Source organism: Okibacterium sp. HSC-33S16 (genome assembly GCF_024171565.1).
Classification (GTDB): Bacteria; Actinomycetota; Actinomycetes; order Actinomycetales; family Microbacteriaceae; genus Mycetocola_A.
This window is the reverse complement of record NZ_JALJZZ010000004.1, coordinates 152,769-168,458: the sequence shown is the minus strand read 5'-3', so window position 1 is coordinate 168,458 and position 15,690 is coordinate 152,769. Positions and strand designations below refer to the sequence as shown.

Below are 15,690 nucleotides of genomic sequence, written 5' to 3'. Positions count from 1 at the left end.
AACTTCACACTCATCTGGCCGCCTGCCGCTGAAGAAGGGTTCTGACCATGAGCGGCTCACAGGCTTTCCTGTGCGGACCTCAGGCCCTGCTGTGGTTACTCACCGCTGAGGCGTCCACAACTTCGGTGCTCGTACGATTTGGTGCAGTCACGGTCGTTCGTCTGAGAGAAGCATTCGCTTGTCGAAAAACCTCTTCTATGGCAGCTCTCGATAGCGGCGCGAGGCCCTCGAGTGTTTGCTGCAAGGTTGCGTCAACCTCCGCGTACAGCCGCTCCATGACCTCATTCCCTGCTGACGTCGTCCGTACGAGCATGCTTCTTCGGTCGTTCGGGTTACCTTCTCGCATGACGAATCCCGCGGCCTGAATGCGGTCGACGAGAGGAGTCACCGACCCCGTTGTCAGGGCAAGCCTCTGCGCAAGTTCGCTTGGCGTAAGCGGGCCATCGAGAAAGATCTGATCGAGTGCAACGAGATCCGTTGCGCCGAGATTGAGTGTGGCCCCATGGCTCTGCAGAAAGAAACGGCCGGTAAGGACGATGGCACGCAGGCCAAGCGATAGCGAACGAAGAGCAGTGTGTTCGGACCCTTGCTCGGCAGCCACTCCGCTCATCCGTGCACACCCCATCCAACGCTTTGCCCGGCTTCCATCCTCCCGGAGTTGCGGCGCATGCGCTGCATCGGCGCGACACCAATGTGGGGGTATTGTGGGTGCTTTGAGCGCCAAATAGCTTGATCGTCAATGTAAAACTGTTAGATTTCGATCTGTTGAAGCGCGCGCTTTGGGGAAATCGGCTTCAGTTCTTCCTTGTGGAGTGGACGCACGCTCACCGATAAGAGCAAACCTGGCGTAAGCAGGCGACGCAAAGGCACGGGGCCTTCGGGCTAGCCGACCCGCCGAAGAAGAGAGCCCCCAATGCAGAGCGTTCAATCGTGACACCAGTCACCGCTGCCCTCCTCGTCGCTACCCCCGGCGGATGGGAAGGTGACATCAAGCTCGGGCTTGCTGAAGCTAGAGAGGTGACGAGCGTGGCCGGGCACAGCGGAGCGTTTACTCGACTGGAGCAACTTTTGCCCGATGCTGTCATCGTTTCAGGCCATGAAACGTCGTTGCGTGCCCATCTTCTGTTCATCGGAAAGTGATCGCATCTTGATCAGGAAGAACCCCGACCCGCCTTCAGTTACACCGACGGACACACCATGCGTCAAGTGCGGCTATCGAACGCGGCTCGTCCCGAATCCGTACTTTGGCGTTGGGTTAGCCGTCCACGAATACCTTCGCGCATGCCGACGATGCGCCTGGGTCGACTTAGTCACTGACGGATCAGAGGACGAGAAGCCCGAGGAACCTCGGCTTCGCTTGTGGAAGCGTCCGTTTATCACCTAACGGCGTGTCAGCGCGTTTGATTCTCGGGCTCGCCAGCGCGTACCCGGCCGCGCCTGACCACGGCACGGAAGGCGACGATTCTGGCCCGGTCGCGTTCAGGCCGCGGACGCCTCGCCTCGATGTGGCGGCTAAGCACGCCACTCACCGGAGACGTCGCCCCCACGAGCGGCGAAACCTATGTCGGGTGATTCGAGGAGGCCGGGGGACCCCCGTCTCTGGAATCCGCTTCGATGAAACCCTCTGCAATGCCCCGATGCCGTTCGATGGCTCGCCTCAGTGCAACGGTCCCGCGCTCGAGCGCCTCCAGATCGTCGATCTCAAGTTCGGCGATGAACTCGTCAGCCTTTTCGCGGAGGCCTAGAAGCTGGTCATGGATGCCCTGCCCCTTCGTTGTGACGGTGAGGTGCTTGATGCGACGGTCTTCGGCGGAGTCATCCCGGGCGAGATAGCCAGCCTCGACCAGGCGGTCCACCGCCGTCGACACGGTCGGGGCGGTGATGCCGAGAATCCGCGCGAGCTCTCCGCCCGTTGAGGCCTGCCCCGAGGCCACCAGGATCACCATCCGAATTTGCTGGATCGATAAGTCGACGCTGAGAAACACATCCATCTTGCGCTGGTCCAAAGCCTGCGCAATCGCGGCTTGGCTTTCATGCAGCGAAGCGATGAGATCCGCCGCCTTACGTCGACTCATAATCGGCTTCCTCCCAGCTAGGACTTAGAGAATGACAAATAGTTAGGAACGACCAAACTAACTTAGAAAGGGTTCCCGTGTCTGAAGTCTGGTGCATCGTTGGCGGAAGCGATGGAAGGGACCGCTATCTCGCTGAAGAATTAATCCGCACGGGCAACTCGGTCGCGATTCTCAAGAACGACGTCTCCCAACTCGCGATGCTTGTGAACACCTACGGTGAGGCGATCTTGCCGATCGAGATTCGTGATTCAGGAGACGAAGCACTGGTCGACGCGCTCGCTCACGTTGAGGCATCGTACGGTCACGTGGATGCCATTGCCGTGGTCGTGGACTGGTGGCCAGAGGGCACGGACGCCCAGGACCCACCGGACCTTTCGCTGACGAAACGCCCCGCCGGTTTCGAGCACGCTGCCGAAGTACTCGCCGCAAACCTGCCGGGGTCGAGGGTCGTCATCGTCACCGGTCGAATGCACGCAAGCGCCGAAGACCGATTGACAGCGCGGATGCTCAACACGGTTCTCGAGGACCGCCTGCGTCACGCGGCTCTGTCCGGCGCCCAGGCAGGCCGCCCCATTGACGTGCTGCACGTCGCTGACGTCTCCGCTCAACTCGGTGAAATCCGCGAGCACGAGCACTGATGGCCACAAGCCGCACACTCACCTCGGACGATCGCCAGACGATTGCCGAGCGACTGAAGGAGCGCATCTACGTCACCTTCACCAGTCTCACTGTCGTTCTGGCGCTCTCGAGCCACGCGCACGACCTTACGGCTGGAAAGGCCGCGACGACTCTGCTGATCGCCGTCGGCGGTACTCTTCTGGCTGTCTTTGTGGCTGACTTCATCAGCCACACCGTCGCACACACCGCTCTGCCCACGCGGAGCCAGTTGCGCCACATGGTCGGTGTCGTAGCGAACGCCATTGGCGTCGTCATTGTTCCCCTGATCCTGCTCGGGCTCGCGGCGCTCGACGTCATGAACATCGAGCTCGCCCTTAGCGTCTCGAGCATCGTCCTCGTCGCGACTCTGGGCCTCGTCGGCTTTCTCGCCGTCCGTCGCGTACAGCTGGGTGCCTGGTTGAAGGTGGCGCTGCTCGCCGTAGAGGTCATCCTGGGTCTCGCGGTCGTCGGTCTCGAGTTGCTCGCGCACGGCTAGTTTCGCGGCCTGACTCCCAGGGCATTGAGTCCAAACCCCACCCGGAGACGGGTGCGGATGTCGCCGGGCGCAGGTACTGTGGGCAGGTGGATTCTGAGCCAACCTCATCAACGACGTCATCACCAACGCACGGCGTTCTCGCCGCCGAGGGCGAAGCATCCGCTGTACCTGCACGGTGGAAACGTAACGTCGCCCTCTTCCTGAGCGGTCAGACGATCTCGCTGTTCGGTTCGATGATCGTGCAGTACGCGGTGATGTGGTACGTCACGTTTGCAACCCAGTCGGGCTTTGCGATCGCTCTTTACGCCATTGCGGCGTTTCTGCCGCAGGGCATCGTGTCGATCTTCGGAGGGGTCGTCGCCGACCGGATGAATCGCCGTGTACTCGTGATCATCGCCGACAGCACGATTGCCATTGTCACCTTCGTGCTGGCCATGGCGATGCTCAACGGCATCACCGACCTCTGGGTAATTTTGCTTGCCGTCGGGGCGAGATCGATCGGAGCAGGATTCCAGACACCGGCTGTGCAGGCGATGATTCCGCAGATCACTCCGCCCGACCAGCTCATGCGTGTCAACGGGCTCTTCGGCACGATCCAATCCGCGATGGCGCTCCTGGCTCCGGCTGCGGCGGGTGCTGTCTTCGGGCTCTGGGGCATCGTGCCGGTCTTCTTCATCGACGTTGTCACTGCGGTGATCGGCGTTGGCTTCCTGGTGTTCGTGTCTGTGCCGACCCTCGCGTCGATCGCAACGAAGACGACGAGCTATCGCGAGGACCTCGTCGAAGGGATGCGGTACATCTGGCAGCACAAGGTCGTGCGCTGGCTGCTCGGCGTCTTCGCCATTATCTTCCTGCTCACGGTTGCACCGTCATTCATCACGCCGCTGTTGATTGCGCGAACGTTCGGCACTGAGGTGTGGATGGTCACCGTGCTCGAGATCGCGTTCAGCGTCGGCATGTTACTGGGCGGTGCTCTCGTCGCCACAGTCTTGGCGAAGCGCGGGCGGATGCCACTTATTCTGTTCGCGACGTTTGGCTTCGCCGTCTTCACAACCGCACTCGGGCTCTCGCCCAACCTCTGGGTGTTTTACGGTTTCATGTTCGGGTTCGGGCTTCTCGTACCCCTGTTCTCCGCCCCGTTTATGACGCTCGTGCAGGAGACCGTCGCACCGGAAATGCATGGTCGCGTTTTCAGTTACGTCGGCATCGTGATGGCGCTGGCCACGCCGGTTGGCATGACCATTTTCGGACCCCTCGCGGATGTGATCAGCGTTCAGGTGCTGCTGATCATCGCCGGAATCGTGACCGTGCTGGTGATGGCCGTGGCGGTCTTGCTGCCCTCGGGCCGAGCCGCTATTGCTGCAGCGAAAGCGCAGAAGCCGCTCGACCAGGCCTCGGAGACGACTGGCGAAGCGACGTAGCGGAATCCGTTACCGCATTCCTCCCAAAGCGAAAACGGAGAACGGTTCGGTCACACCAGAATGAGCTTTGGCCCACTCGCTTTGACGTGATCCAAAATGGCCTCATCTGCGCCCGCGTTCGTTATGACCACATCGAGGTCTTCGACCGACCCGTATCGCCACAGAGCAACGGTACCCACCTTGCTCCGGTCGGCGAGAAGCACTCGGTGGTTCGCAGAACGGAGCGTCTCCCTCTTGAAGTCAGCTTCCGTCTGATCAGGCGTCGTAAGCCCGTGACTGGCAGAAAGACCGTTAGTGCCGAGAAAGGCAACGTCGACCTGAATCTCCTGAAGACTGCGAATCGCAAAGCGGTCCACCTCCCCCAGTGTCACTGGCCGGACCCGTCCGCCGAGTGTCAAGACGGTCAACGCTGGTTCAGCAGCGAGGAATAGCGCGATCGGAAGGGAGTTGGTGAACACTGTGAGTTCTCGATCCTTCGGCATGTGCTCGGCGAACATCATTGATGTCGATCCGGACTCAATAAAGATGGCGCCAGAAGCTGGCACCGATGCGACGGCGGCCTTCGCTATGGCGTTCTTCTCGGCGGAGTAACGCGTTCGGTCGCCAACGCTTTCCTCAAAGAGGAGCCTGTCCACTGGAATTGCGCCACCGTGCACTCGCCGCACGAGACCGGACGACTGCAGATTATTGAGATCCTGTCGGACCGTTTCCGCACTCACGCCGAACCGGCTAGCGAGCGAGGCGACTTCTACCCGCCCGTCCTCCTTCGCGGCGCGCGCTATCGCGAATCTACGCTCCTCGGCATACAGCCGTTCCATTTCTGCCATGTGCATCCCGTCTCGTGTGGAGATCTTGAGGCCCAGTCTGTCGTGCAGTGCCCGTGTGAGTGTGTTTCATCCTCGTTAATTCAGATCATATCTGTGTTTCCTAGAGTTTTCCCTCTTGACGGCTTGTGTTTGCTTGTGATTGTCTAAATCCACATTCATTCAAAGGAGATAGAGCGCAGATGGACGCACAAGAAGTCGACCTCGCGGTCGTCGGGCTGGGGGCCGCCGGCAGTCAGGCGCTCCTGAGCGCAGCGCGCCGCGGGGCCTCAGTCCTCGGGATCGAGCAGTTCTCAATCGCCCACGATCGGGGATCATCCCACGGCCATTCCCGGCTCTTTCGAGGAGGTGCCTCGGAAGGCCCTCTCTACGTCGACCTTGCTCGCCGCTCCCGCGAGCTCTGGGAAGAAGCGGAGCGTCAGACCGGGCGCGAAATCCTTACGCTCGTTTCGGGATTGACCCTCGGCTCGGCCGAGAGCGAACTCATAGAGACCACCCGCGCTGCGCTCGAAGCACGAGGGCTGCCACACGAGACGCTCGACGCCGACGAGGTGCGCAGCCGGTTTCCGCAGCATCTGGTTCGCGACAGCGACATCGGTTTGATCGATCCAGCCACCGGCGTTGTTCGGCCAGAGCTTTCGATAGCCACAGCAGTCGAACTCGCCGTGGATGCAGGCGCAACCGTGTGGGCCAACACGCCGGTCACGCGTGTCGACGACGACGGATCTCGGGTCGTGATTGATACAGAACGCGGGCGGGTAGTCGCGCGCAAAGTGATCTTGGCTGCGGGGGCCTGGAATTCGACGTTACTTCCGGACGAGGCGTCCTCGTTCACCGTGCGACGGGCCATTCTCACCTGGTTCCTCCCGCGGGGGGACGATTGGCAACATTTCGCTCCCGATCGGTTCCCCGTTTTCACCAGGGACCTCGACGGAGTCCGCGGCTGGGGGGCTCCCGCGATCGATGATCTTGGCGTGAAGGTCGGACTTCAGGACCAAGCAGGTTACTCCATCGAGAATCCCTCCGATAATCGTAGGGACGTCACTCCCGACGAAGTTCAGCGGGTCGAGGCATTCGTCGCCCGTCAGTTCGGCGGCGCTCTTGAGCCTCAGGCAGTGCACGCCCGAGGCTGCATGATCACCGTCACTCCCGACGAACATTTCGTCGTCGGCCCTTCGGCTTCCCATCCCAACATCGTGCTGCTTGCCGCCTGTTCAGGCCATGGGTTCAAGCATTCGCCCGCGATTGGGGAGATCGGCGCAGACCTTGCGCTCGACGGTGACTCGCCATTCGACCTGTCGCTCTTCGCACCATCGAGATTTCACTGACCTAACCACCCGCCCGCACGCAACGCCTACTAAGTCCATGCAACACGTCTATCAAATTCATGCACCACGTCTATCAATGGGAGTACTTCAATGCAACGCAGCAAATACGTCGCCATCGCATTCACCGCGGTCGCTGCACTCACACTGTCCGCATGCTCATCGGCCGCGCCCGAAACTTCAGCGAGTAATTCGGCAACCGCCGACTACGAACTTGCCAAGGCGGGCACACTTCAACTGCTAGTGAACAGCGACGCCGCCCCCTTCGCCTCTGTCAATGACGACGGAGAGTTTGAAGGGTTCGACGTTCAAATGCTCACCGAGATCACCGATCGGCTTGGGCTCCAGCTGGATATCAAGACGCAGGAGTTCGACACGATTCTTCCCAGCGTCGCGGTTGGTCAGGCTGACGCAGCCGCTTCATCGATTGCCGACACCGACGAGCGCCGCGAGACGGTGTCGTTCTCGCTTCCGACGTACACCGGCGTCATGTCAATCACGGTGCCGACCGAATCGAAGATCGAGGATGCGAAGGACCTTGACGGCAAGCGCGTCGGCGTCAAATCGGCAAGCCGCAACGCCGAGTATGCGGAGCAGTACTTCACAGACTCGGAAATCATCTACTTCCCGGCCGAAGCTCCGATGTTCAACGCGCTGGAAGGCGGAACGATCGACGCTGGGTTCTTCGACGGTCAGGCTGCTGATAAGTACGTGCAGCAGTACGAGGTGAAAGTTGCCTTCAGCGCGGTGAACGATGACAACCGTGGAGCAGCCATCGTCTTGCGGCCAGAATCCGACAAACTTCGCGCCGACATCAACAAGACGCTACGGGAAATGCTCGCGGACGGCACCTACGAAGAAATCTTCACGAAGTGGGTGACAACGGAGGACGTCCAGCCTCAGCTTGATTTCCTCAGCGGCTACTACGAGAAGTTCCCGAAGGACTCCTACCCCAACGACTAGGCCCGCGGTTGTGGGCGGCCCTGCCGCCCACAACCAACCTTGATTGGACTGCACTTATGAACGACTTCATCAACATGTTCTTCAACATCGAGCTGATCACGAAGGTACTTCCGGACCTTGTCGGGGTTGGCCTCATGAACACCCTCATTCTCGCTGTCTCCGCCACAGCAATCGCGCTCGCGTTCGGCATCGTTATCGCGATGGCACTGATCTCCCGGCACCGCTGGCTGAACTGGCCGGCAAGGATATATGTCGACCTCCTCAGGGGATTGCCGGTTATCCTCACGATCTTTCTTATCGGCCAGGGCCTTCCGTACATGGGAGTACAGCCCTTCGGTCCGAGTGCCTATCCCTACGGGATCATCTCTCTTGGTTTGATCGGTGCCGCCTACATGGCGGAAATCTTCCGCTCCGGCATCCAGAGCATCCATCATGGGCAGCTTGAAGCCGCGCGAGCACTGGGGATGCCATACACGACATCCATGGCGATGATTGTCGTCCCTCAGGGCATCCGAAACGTGTTTCCTGCCCTCACCAACCAGTTCATCGGCATCGTGAAGGATACGAGCCTCGTGTACGTGCTCGGTCTTGCCGTCGGTGAGCGCGAGCTGTATCGCATCGGGCAGGACATGTCTCAGCGAGTTGGCAACCTTTCGCCCCTTGTCGCGGCCGGCATCGTGTATCTGATCATCACTGTCCCCTTGACCTACTACGTCAACTGGCTCGACAACCGCCTTCGCACCGGAAGGGTACCTGTGATCGTCGAAGAACCGGCTACGAAGGCAATTGCGAGCGAAGGAGCAAAAGCATGACCACCACCACAACCTTTGGAGTGCGGGTCGAAGGGCTACACAAGAGTTTCGGTCAGAACGAGGTCCTCAAAGGAATCGATCTGAAGATCGAGCCGGGCGAGGTCGTCTGCATCATTGGCCCCTCGGGATCCGGCAAGTCGACACTGCTGCGCAGCATGAACCTCCTCGAGGTGCCTACATCAGGATCAATTTACATTGGGGATCGCGAGATCACGGCCGGCGGAGCGGACATCAACGAGCTCCGAAGCCACGTCGGCATGGTCTTTCAGAGTTTCAATCTTTTTCCACACATGACAGTCGAGCGCAACATCACGGTCTCGCTCGAGCGTGTGAAGGGACTCAGCTCGGCAAAGGCGAAGGACGTTGCCGCTGCGCGTCTCAGCGAAGTCGGTCTCTCGTCGAAGGCAAGCTCGAGGCCCTTCAACCTATCCGGTGGTCAACAGCAGCGGGTTGCAATAGCCAGGGCACTGGCTATGGAGCCGGGAATCATGCTGTTTGATGAAGTGACTTCGGCGCTCGACCCCGAGCTGGTCAAAGGTGTTCTGAACATCATGATCGACCTCGCAAAAAGAGGCATGACCATGGTGGTCGTCACCCACGAGATGGGCTTCGCTCGGCAGGTCGCAGATCGCGTCGTCTTTATGGACCGTGGAGTCATCGTTGAGCAAGGACCGCCAGATGAGCTTTTCATTTCCCCTCGGTCAGAACGCCTGCGTTCTTTCCTCTCGGAAGTCCTGTGAACGCGGCGATTGAGCCGATCAACCCGATCGATTGGCCAACAAGTAGCTCACGCCGAATCCGAATCGTCGGACCGAACCCGGCAATGGATCGAACGCAAACCATTGACAGGCTGGAACCGGGTCACGTTCATCGAGTGCGCTCCGTTGTCGCGAGAGCTGGCGGTAAATCCTTCATCGTCGCACGCACTGTTCGTAGTCTTGGTGTTGAGGTCAGCATGTACGGCTTTCTGGGTGGCCCTGTCGGAGCCATCGCAGCCGAAGAATGCCGCGATAGAGGCATTGACGACCGCCATACACCGATTGCCGGCTCCACTCGAATTACCCCGGTCATCGTCGAGGTCAGCACAGGTCGCTCCACCGTCCTGAACGAGCCTGGCCCGGAGGTCACTGAAGCAGAGATCAAGCAACTCCGCGCGAAGATTGCCGAAGATGTTCTCCTGGGTGACCTCGTCGTCTGCACTGGTAGCCTGCCGCCCGGTTTGCCCAGCTCCTTCTACGCCGATGTCGCCGAGTTGGCCCACTCTCGTGGAGCGCGACTTGCCGTTGATGCCAGTCGGGATGTTCTGCGCCACGCTCTAGCCGCGGCTCCCTGGCTCGTGAAGTGCAACCGGTCCGAGTTCGCAGACGCGACGGGCTGCGCCGCTGACGGTCATGACGAAGCCGCGCTCCGAAGCATCGCGAGCGCGATGGTGACACAGATAGAACGAGGCTCCTCCATTGTCATCGTCACCATGGGCAGCGCAGCGTTCGTCGTTGCAACGGCTGACGGTCTGTGGCAAGTTGCCGTCCCACAAATCGAAGCAGTGAACGCAACGGGCTCCGGAGACACCTTTCTCGCCTGCTTCATGGCAAGTGTCGCTGACGGCTGTTCCCTCTCGGACTCGCTAAGAATGGCAACGGCAGGCGGCGTCGTGAACGCTGGACAATTGACGCCCGGGCTCGACGATGCGAGCGGCCTCGTAACTTTCGCAGCCGCGGTGTCATTCGCTCCGCTCCTTGAACTCAATCAGGTGCCCAGTTGACTAGGGCGTACCTCGGAATTGATATCGGCACGACGCGCACAAAGGCTCTTCTTTACGACGCAGCCGAGAGTCGCGTACTCGCCTCATCGTCCCTGCCAACACCGGTAAAACATTCATCGGAGGGTGATCTCAGAGACCCGGACGCAGTCGTAGAGGTGACCGCGGCCGTGTCCGCAAGAGTCCTTCGCGAATACCCCGCAGACGTGGCGGGCGTGAGCGTCGCATCCGTCGGCGAGGAGATCGTTTTAGTTGATGCGACGGGCTTGTCGACGGGAACTACACCCGCCTGGTACACAGTCGAGTCGGCACTGTCCCCGGAAGGGCCCACTCACGCTGAAGCGACTTGGCACAAGCTATCGTCCATTGCGCGTAAGCACCCCGACCGAATCACCGCTTCCCGTTCGTTCACCGATATCGCCGGATACGTTAGCTCTCGACTTACCGGTGACCACGTAACAGACGCCGGAGGCTTCAGTCCTTTGTCAATGGACAGGTCCCATGCGTCGCGAACGGGTTTCTACGATCCAACCACCGAACAGTGGGATTTGCAGAGATTTGATCGACTGGGGCTGCCAAGGGAATTACTGCCCACTCTGGTGTCCTCGGGGACGGTTATCGCGAGGACGAGCGGTGAAATTTCGGCAAACCATGGTTTGCACCCGGACGTGCCTATCGTTGCCGGTGGTCATGACCATTTTTGTGGTGCCTTCGGGGCGGGGGTCCGGAGCACCGGGGACATCTATATTTCGGTTGGCACCTCCGAATCGCAAATTGTTTTAGTGGATTACCTGAGCGACGAGCTTCGTGAAGCCGGCATTGATGTCGGCACCTACGTCGATGCCCGACACGCATATCTTCACATTGCAAGCGCGTCCGGACGCGAGTTCGATGCAGCGGTTCGAGATACGGAATTCACCGACAGTATCGACGATCTCTACCGGCGTATGGAGGTACTCATGGACTCAACACATCTGAGTGGCGAGAGGAGAGCAAACAACATCGACTTGACGGTTCGTCCGATACTCCAGCTTCTTCATGACCAAGCGGATCGGGCCGCCGACAGGATCGACCGTCTCTTAACGCTTGCCGGTCGGAGTGATGGACGAGTGTTCGTCGGCGGAAGTCCTGCATCGCAGCCACTTTGGCGTCAGATCCGCCGTGCCGCTTCGGCGGTGCCGCTTACGTTCCTGCGAGAACCCGAACTCTCTGCTCTCGGCGCTGCCTTGCTGGCTCAGTTCGCCGTGGAGGGTATCGCCCCAAGTCCACCGGCGGTCACCTACAGTGAGGGCGCTGCTCACGGGATATCAGGCGGCATGTCGGTTTCGCCGGCGGGGGTGAGGGCAGAATGACCATCGCGCGGACCGCGGATTTGGTCCAGCGTGCACAGGAACTGCGGACGGGAATCGCCGCACTGAACGTGATCCAGCTTGAGCATGCGGAAGCGATCGTCCGCGCCGCAGAATGCAGCGGCGCCCCCGTCATCTTGCAAGTTAGCGAGAACGCTCTGCTCTACCACAGCGGCGATCCGGTTCCGATAGCCGCAGCCTGTCTCGCGCTTGCACGTCGGTCGAGTATGCCCGTCGCCCTACACCTCGATCACGCGACCTCTTTTTCCCTGTGTCGGTCCGCTATCGAAGCCGGGTTCAGCTCCTACATGATTGACGCATCTTCTGCCGACTATGAAACGAACGTTCAACTCACGCGCGAGGCAGCGCAGTGGGGACGCGAACAAGGAGCATGGACAGAGGCGGAACTCGGCGAGGTTGGCGGCAAGGGTGCGCACGCTCCTGGCGCGCGGACCGACCCGGCTGAGGCCGGTCGATTCGTCGAAGAGACAAAAGTCGATGGGCTCGCAATTGCAATTGGGTCGTCTCATGCGATGGCTACACAATCTGCGAACCTCGACCTTCGTCTACTCGAGAGCATCCGTGGTGAAGTGAACGTCCCCCTTGTTCTTCACGGCACTTCGGGAGTACCAGACGACTCGGTCCGGGACGCTATCTCACTCGGCATAACAAAAGTGAATGTTTCAACCCAGCTCAATAAGGCGATGTCCTCCGCCATACGGCTGGAGCTCGCTAGGGATCCTGACCTCATCGATCCGCGGCGATACCTCGGTCCCGCTCGGGACGCTATCGAGGGTCAAGCCCGCCATCTTTTGGGTCTCATCAATCAAGTGCATGTCCGCGAAACACCGGACATGAAAGAAAGGAAAACACAATGAATACATCCCTCCCGACCGCCACGCTAGGCACAACTGGCTTCGACGTGACTCGCGTTGGTCTCGGAGCCTTCGCGATAGGTGGTTCAAAATGGTCGTACGGCTGGGGAGCGCAAGACGACAACGACTCCGTACGCACGATTCTTGCGGCCGTCGATCGAGGCATCAACTGGGTCGACACCGCCGCCGTTTACGGCCGGGGTCACTCCGAAGCAGTCGTTGGTGAAGCGCTTCGACAGCTGCCCGAAGCGGAACGCCCGCTGGTTTTCAGCAAAGGCGGGTTGGTCTGGTCCGACGATGACGCTTTGGAGACAGGTGAGAGGAAAGTCGGCGCACCGTCAAGCTTGCGCGCTGAGGTCGATGCGTCGCTTCGACGACTCGGGGTTGAAAGCATCGACCTCTATCAAATGCACTGGCCAGCTGAAGATGGCACCCCGCTAGAAGAGTATTGGGCGACATTGGTCGACCTGAAAGCTGCGGGAAAGCTCCGAGCGATCGGGCTTTCAAACCACAACGTCGACGAGCTGGCGCGCGCTGAGCAGATCGGCCATGTCGACTCGTTGCAGCCACCGTTTTCGGCAATCTACCGGGACGCAGCTGCTGATGTGATTCCATGGTGTGCCGCCAATGGAACCGGGGTCATCGTCTATAGCCCAATGCAATCGGGGCTCTTAACTGGCTCGTTTTCACCCGAAAGGGCCGCCGCCCTTCCGTCGAATGACTGGCGCGCGCGGCACCCTGACTTCCAAGGTGAAGGCCTCACGCGAAACCTCACCGTCGCTGCGGCGATGACCACCGTCGCCGAAGCTCGCGGAATTTCGACCGCTGAAGTTGCGATCGCGTGGGTTCTGGGGTTCGAAGGTGTCACGGCAGCGATCGTCGGGGCGAGACGGCCGGCGCAAATCGATGGTTGGTCCGGAGCGGGATCTGTCACCCTCACAACGGACGAGTACGAGCAAATCACACGGGCTATTGACTCCACCTCGGCTGGGTCGGGACCGTCCGCTCCCTTGGCCTACCTCGGATAGTTGAGCACTTCGACGATCATCACTCAGCTGTCCTGATTGGTTCAGGTTGGCGACCGGAAGGCTCTCTGCATTGCAGGGAGCCTTCCGGTCTGCTTGGAGTTCGTCCGAGCGGCGTGGGACTGTGTCGGGTTCGGAGTTAGCCCCTTGTTCTCGGTCCCGTTCATGACCCTCGTGCAGGAGAACGTCGAACCGACTGTGCTGGTGATGACCTTGGCGGTCTTGCTGCCGTCGGGCAGAGCGGCTATCGCTGCCGCGAAAGAGCAGAAGCCGCTCGACCAGACCTCCGCCGAGCGGCAGGACCTCGAGACGCCTTAACTTGCATCCCGGATGGGACAGAACAGTCGGCACACCGCACCGGTGAAGCTCCTTATTCCGAGCGGACGACCCGCACGAAGCGTGCGGTCAAATCATCGGCGCCGGGCGTGACTGATATCCGAAATGACGGATGCTCCGCGAGCGCACCTGAAGGAAGCGCGACGGTCGCCGTTTTCCAGGCGCCATCAGCGGTGCGTTCGATCAGCGGCGAGGACCAGTCCCCCACATCGACGGTGAACGCGCCGGTTCCCGAGTCGAGGTAGGTCACCTTGACGACACACGCCTCGGACGCCGCCGAAAATCGCGGATCGAGCTCGAAGACGAACCCGGTGTCGCCACCCGCGGCATCCGTTCGTAATCCTTCGTGCGCGGTCCCGTTGTCCGCCTGCACGACCCCCACGTGAACGTCATCGTCGGAGCGGTGCGCGACCGAGCCCGGTTCATCAACCTGCACGAGCCAGCGTTCCAAGTTGCGCACCCACGGCCGATTGGCCCACGACTCAGATCCAGTTTCAAACGGGCCGGCTTCATCGCCCGCCCAGTAGGTGTCTTCGGCGTCACGCAACGCCGCCCAGGCATCCGGCGATGTCTGAGCCGTCGCGCCCATCGACAGGCGCACCCAATCCCAGTGTTCGGGATATTCGGCGAAGTACGACGGGTCGGGCACGACATAGATCCAGTTCGTCCGCAGCTGCAGAGCCTTGAGGTTCGACTGCCGCACGGCATAGTACGGGTCGTCGGAGTTGTAGCCGCAGTCGTTGAAGCACTCGTTCTCGGTCGCGACGATTCGCGTGCCGTCGTGCACCGGCAGCGTGTCATCGAGTGCGAGGTGCCCGTTCGGCAGAATGTGCGATCCGTACGCGGGCGCCTCGCTCAGGTGGAAGTTCGACACTTCGGTGATGCCATTTCGGATGCCAAGACCCGCGTCAACCGCGTCGGCGGCAAGCAGGTCGTCGTCAGTGTCGAACGGACCGAACGGGTAGTCTTCCCCGGTGAAGACGAGCTTGGTCGCATGCTCACCGAAGAGCTCGGCCAGGTCGGTCAAGGCGTGGTCGTGCCAGGCGAGGTAGGTGTCCAGATCGAGGTCACCGGCTTCGACGGCAGCGGTCACTATGTCGTAGTCAAATTCTGCCCAGGTGAATGCGCCAGGCACGTAGACGAACGACAACCGCGGGTCGGCGGCGAGGCCACCATCGATGAACACCTTGCGGTAGCTGTCGAGCAAATGACCCCAGACGCATTCGTCCCAAATGGGCAGGTGCCGTTCGCCGTCATAGTCCGGCCCGTAGGTTGATACACCGCAATCCTCGGCAACCCATTCGGGCGCCCAGCTCTCACCGCTGGCGAAGATCCGCATCCAGAACCGGTCGGGGCGGGCGAGCTGTTCGTCGAGCGAATCGAAGTTCAGTCCCTGCGCTTCTCCGGATGCGCTCCGGTCCAGTCCCCCTTGTGTCGGCTGAATCTGCCGCCAGCTGACGTCAACCGAGCGCGTGAAGACGTGGTCCTCTGCGGATGCTTCCTCCGAGAAGAACCCGGAATTGGCCGCGGGGCGCGCCGATGGCGGCATGCTCCAATCGTCGCCATCACGGATTTCGACGCCGTCGCTGGCACCGAGAAAATCAAATGTAGGACCGTCCGTGTTGACGGCCGGCGGTGACGGTGGTGCTGCGTCCGGGCTCGCGCAAGCACTTGTGACACCAACCGCGAGAAGAGCAGCCGCGGCTCCCAGTCGGCGCGTCGCGCGCCGGATCCGATCGCGGCGTCCGTGCGAGTTGGCGAACGCCATGGAAG

The 15,690-nt window shown here is 60.7% G+C and carries 17 protein-coding genes and 1 riboswitch; of the genes, 13 read left to right on the top strand and 4 right to left on the bottom strand.

Features of this window, described 5'->3' with window-relative positions; all coding sequences use genetic code 11:
* Nucleotides 1-79 precede the first annotated feature (79 nt).
* Nucleotides 80-610, bottom strand: coding sequence for a MarR family transcriptional regulator (locus L1277_RS15850; RefSeq protein ID WP_374110220.1), 531 nt, complete (start codon nucleotides 608-610; stop codon nucleotides 80-82).
* Between the two features lie 215 nt (nucleotides 611-825).
* Nucleotides 826-899: riboswitch (cyclic di-GMP riboswitch) on the top strand.
* 31 nt (nucleotides 900-930) lie between these two features.
* Between L1277_RS15850 and L1277_RS11080 the strand changes: the two genes are divergently transcribed.
* The gene (locus L1277_RS11080) at nucleotides 931-1,140 is read left to right on the top strand and encodes a hypothetical protein (protein WP_253376450.1); all 210 of its coding nucleotides are present in this window, start codon (nucleotides 931-933) and stop codon (nucleotides 1,138-1,140) included.
* 419 nt (nucleotides 1,141-1,559) lie between these two features.
* Here L1277_RS11080 and L1277_RS11075 read toward each other — a convergent pair whose 3' ends face one another.
* Nucleotides 1,560-2,075, bottom strand: coding sequence for a MarR family winged helix-turn-helix transcriptional regulator (locus tag L1277_RS11075; protein ID WP_253376449.1), 516 nt, complete (start codon nucleotides 2,073-2,075; stop codon nucleotides 1,560-1,562).
* Nucleotides 2,076-2,152: 77 nt separating this feature from the next.
* Between L1277_RS11075 and L1277_RS11070 the strand changes: the two genes are divergently transcribed.
* The 3 genes from L1277_RS11070 (at nucleotide 2,153) to L1277_RS11060 (ending at nucleotide 4,649) form a co-directional block, all read left to right on the top strand.
* The gene (locus L1277_RS11070) at nucleotides 2,153-2,713 is read left to right on the top strand and encodes a hypothetical protein (protein WP_253376448.1); all 561 of its coding nucleotides are present in this window, start codon (nucleotides 2,153-2,155) and stop codon (nucleotides 2,711-2,713) included.
* Nucleotides 2,713-3,228, top strand: a complete 516-nt coding sequence (locus tag L1277_RS11065) for a hypothetical protein (RefSeq protein ID WP_253376447.1) — start codon at nucleotides 2,713-2,715, stop codon at nucleotides 3,226-3,228. Before L1277_RS11070 ends, L1277_RS11065 begins: the two co-directional genes overlap by 1 nt.
* An 86-nt stretch (nucleotides 3,229-3,314) precedes the next feature.
* Complete coding sequence (locus tag L1277_RS11060) at nucleotides 3,315-4,649, top strand: MFS transporter (RefSeq protein WP_253376446.1); 1,335 nt, start codon at nucleotides 3,315-3,317, stop codon at nucleotides 4,647-4,649.
* A gap of 50 nt (nucleotides 4,650-4,699) precedes the next feature.
* Here L1277_RS11060 and L1277_RS11055 read toward each other — a convergent pair whose 3' ends face one another.
* Complete coding sequence (locus L1277_RS11055; RefSeq protein WP_253376445.1) at nucleotides 4,700-5,476, bottom strand: DeoR/GlpR family DNA-binding transcription regulator; 777 nt, start codon at nucleotides 5,474-5,476, stop codon at nucleotides 4,700-4,702.
* A gap of 179 nt (nucleotides 5,477-5,655) precedes the next feature.
* Here L1277_RS11055 and solA point away from each other — a divergent pair, with 179 nt between their 5' ends.
* The 9 genes from solA (at nucleotide 5,656) to L1277_RS11010 (ending at nucleotide 13,899) form a co-directional block, all read left to right on the top strand.
* Entirely contained in the window at nucleotides 5,656-6,801 is a 1,146-nt protein-coding gene (solA, locus tag L1277_RS11050; protein ID WP_253376444.1) for an N-methyl-L-tryptophan oxidase, read from the top strand.
* A gap of 90 nt (nucleotides 6,802-6,891) precedes the next feature.
* A complete protein-coding gene (locus L1277_RS11045) occupies nucleotides 6,892-7,761 on the top strand; it encodes an ABC transporter substrate-binding protein (protein ID WP_253376443.1) in 870 nt (289 codons plus the stop codon).
* A 56-nt stretch (nucleotides 7,762-7,817) separates the two neighbouring features.
* Nucleotides 7,818-8,573, top strand: a complete 756-nt coding sequence (locus L1277_RS11040; protein WP_253376442.1) for an amino acid ABC transporter permease — start codon at nucleotides 7,818-7,820, stop codon at nucleotides 8,571-8,573.
* On the top strand, nucleotides 8,570-9,313 hold the full coding sequence (locus L1277_RS11035) for an amino acid ABC transporter ATP-binding protein (protein WP_253376441.1): 744 nt from the start codon (nucleotides 8,570-8,572) through the stop codon (nucleotides 9,311-9,313). The genes L1277_RS11040 and L1277_RS11035 overlap by 4 nt, the downstream gene beginning before the upstream one ends.
* Nucleotides 9,310-10,335 (top strand): 1-phosphofructokinase family hexose kinase, encoded by a 1,026-nt coding sequence (locus tag L1277_RS11030; RefSeq protein ID WP_308215095.1) that lies wholly within the window; start codon nucleotides 9,310-9,312, stop codon nucleotides 10,333-10,335. Before L1277_RS11035 ends, L1277_RS11030 begins: the two co-directional genes overlap by 4 nt.
* Nucleotides 10,332-11,684, top strand: coding sequence for an L-fuculokinase (locus L1277_RS15660; protein ID WP_256481638.1), 1,353 nt, complete (start codon nucleotides 10,332-10,334; stop codon nucleotides 11,682-11,684). Before L1277_RS11030 ends, L1277_RS15660 begins: the two co-directional genes overlap by 4 nt.
* Nucleotides 11,681-12,559 carry a class II fructose-bisphosphate aldolase gene (locus tag L1277_RS11020; protein ID WP_253376438.1) on the top strand — a complete coding sequence of 293 codons (879 nt, stop codon included), beginning with the start codon at nucleotides 11,681-11,683 and terminating at the stop codon, nucleotides 12,557-12,559. The genes L1277_RS15660 and L1277_RS11020 overlap by 4 nt, the downstream gene beginning before the upstream one ends.
* Entirely contained in the window at nucleotides 12,556-13,584 is a 1,029-nt protein-coding gene (locus L1277_RS11015; protein WP_253376437.1) for an aldo/keto reductase, read from the top strand. Before L1277_RS11020 ends, L1277_RS11015 begins: the two co-directional genes overlap by 4 nt.
* Before the next feature lie 162 nt (nucleotides 13,585-13,746).
* The gene (locus L1277_RS11010; protein ID WP_253376436.1) at nucleotides 13,747-13,899 is read left to right on the top strand and encodes a hypothetical protein; all 153 of its coding nucleotides are present in this window, start codon (nucleotides 13,747-13,749) and stop codon (nucleotides 13,897-13,899) included.
* A 52-nt stretch (nucleotides 13,900-13,951) separates the two neighbouring features.
* On the opposite strand, the gene L1277_RS11005 is transcribed toward L1277_RS11010, so the two are convergent.
* Nucleotides 13,952-15,685: a hypothetical protein gene (locus tag L1277_RS11005; protein ID WP_253376435.1), complete on the bottom strand. Its 1,734-nt coding sequence runs from the start codon at nucleotides 15,683-15,685 to the stop codon at nucleotides 13,952-13,954.
* Nucleotides 15,686-15,690 lie beyond the last annotated feature (5 nt).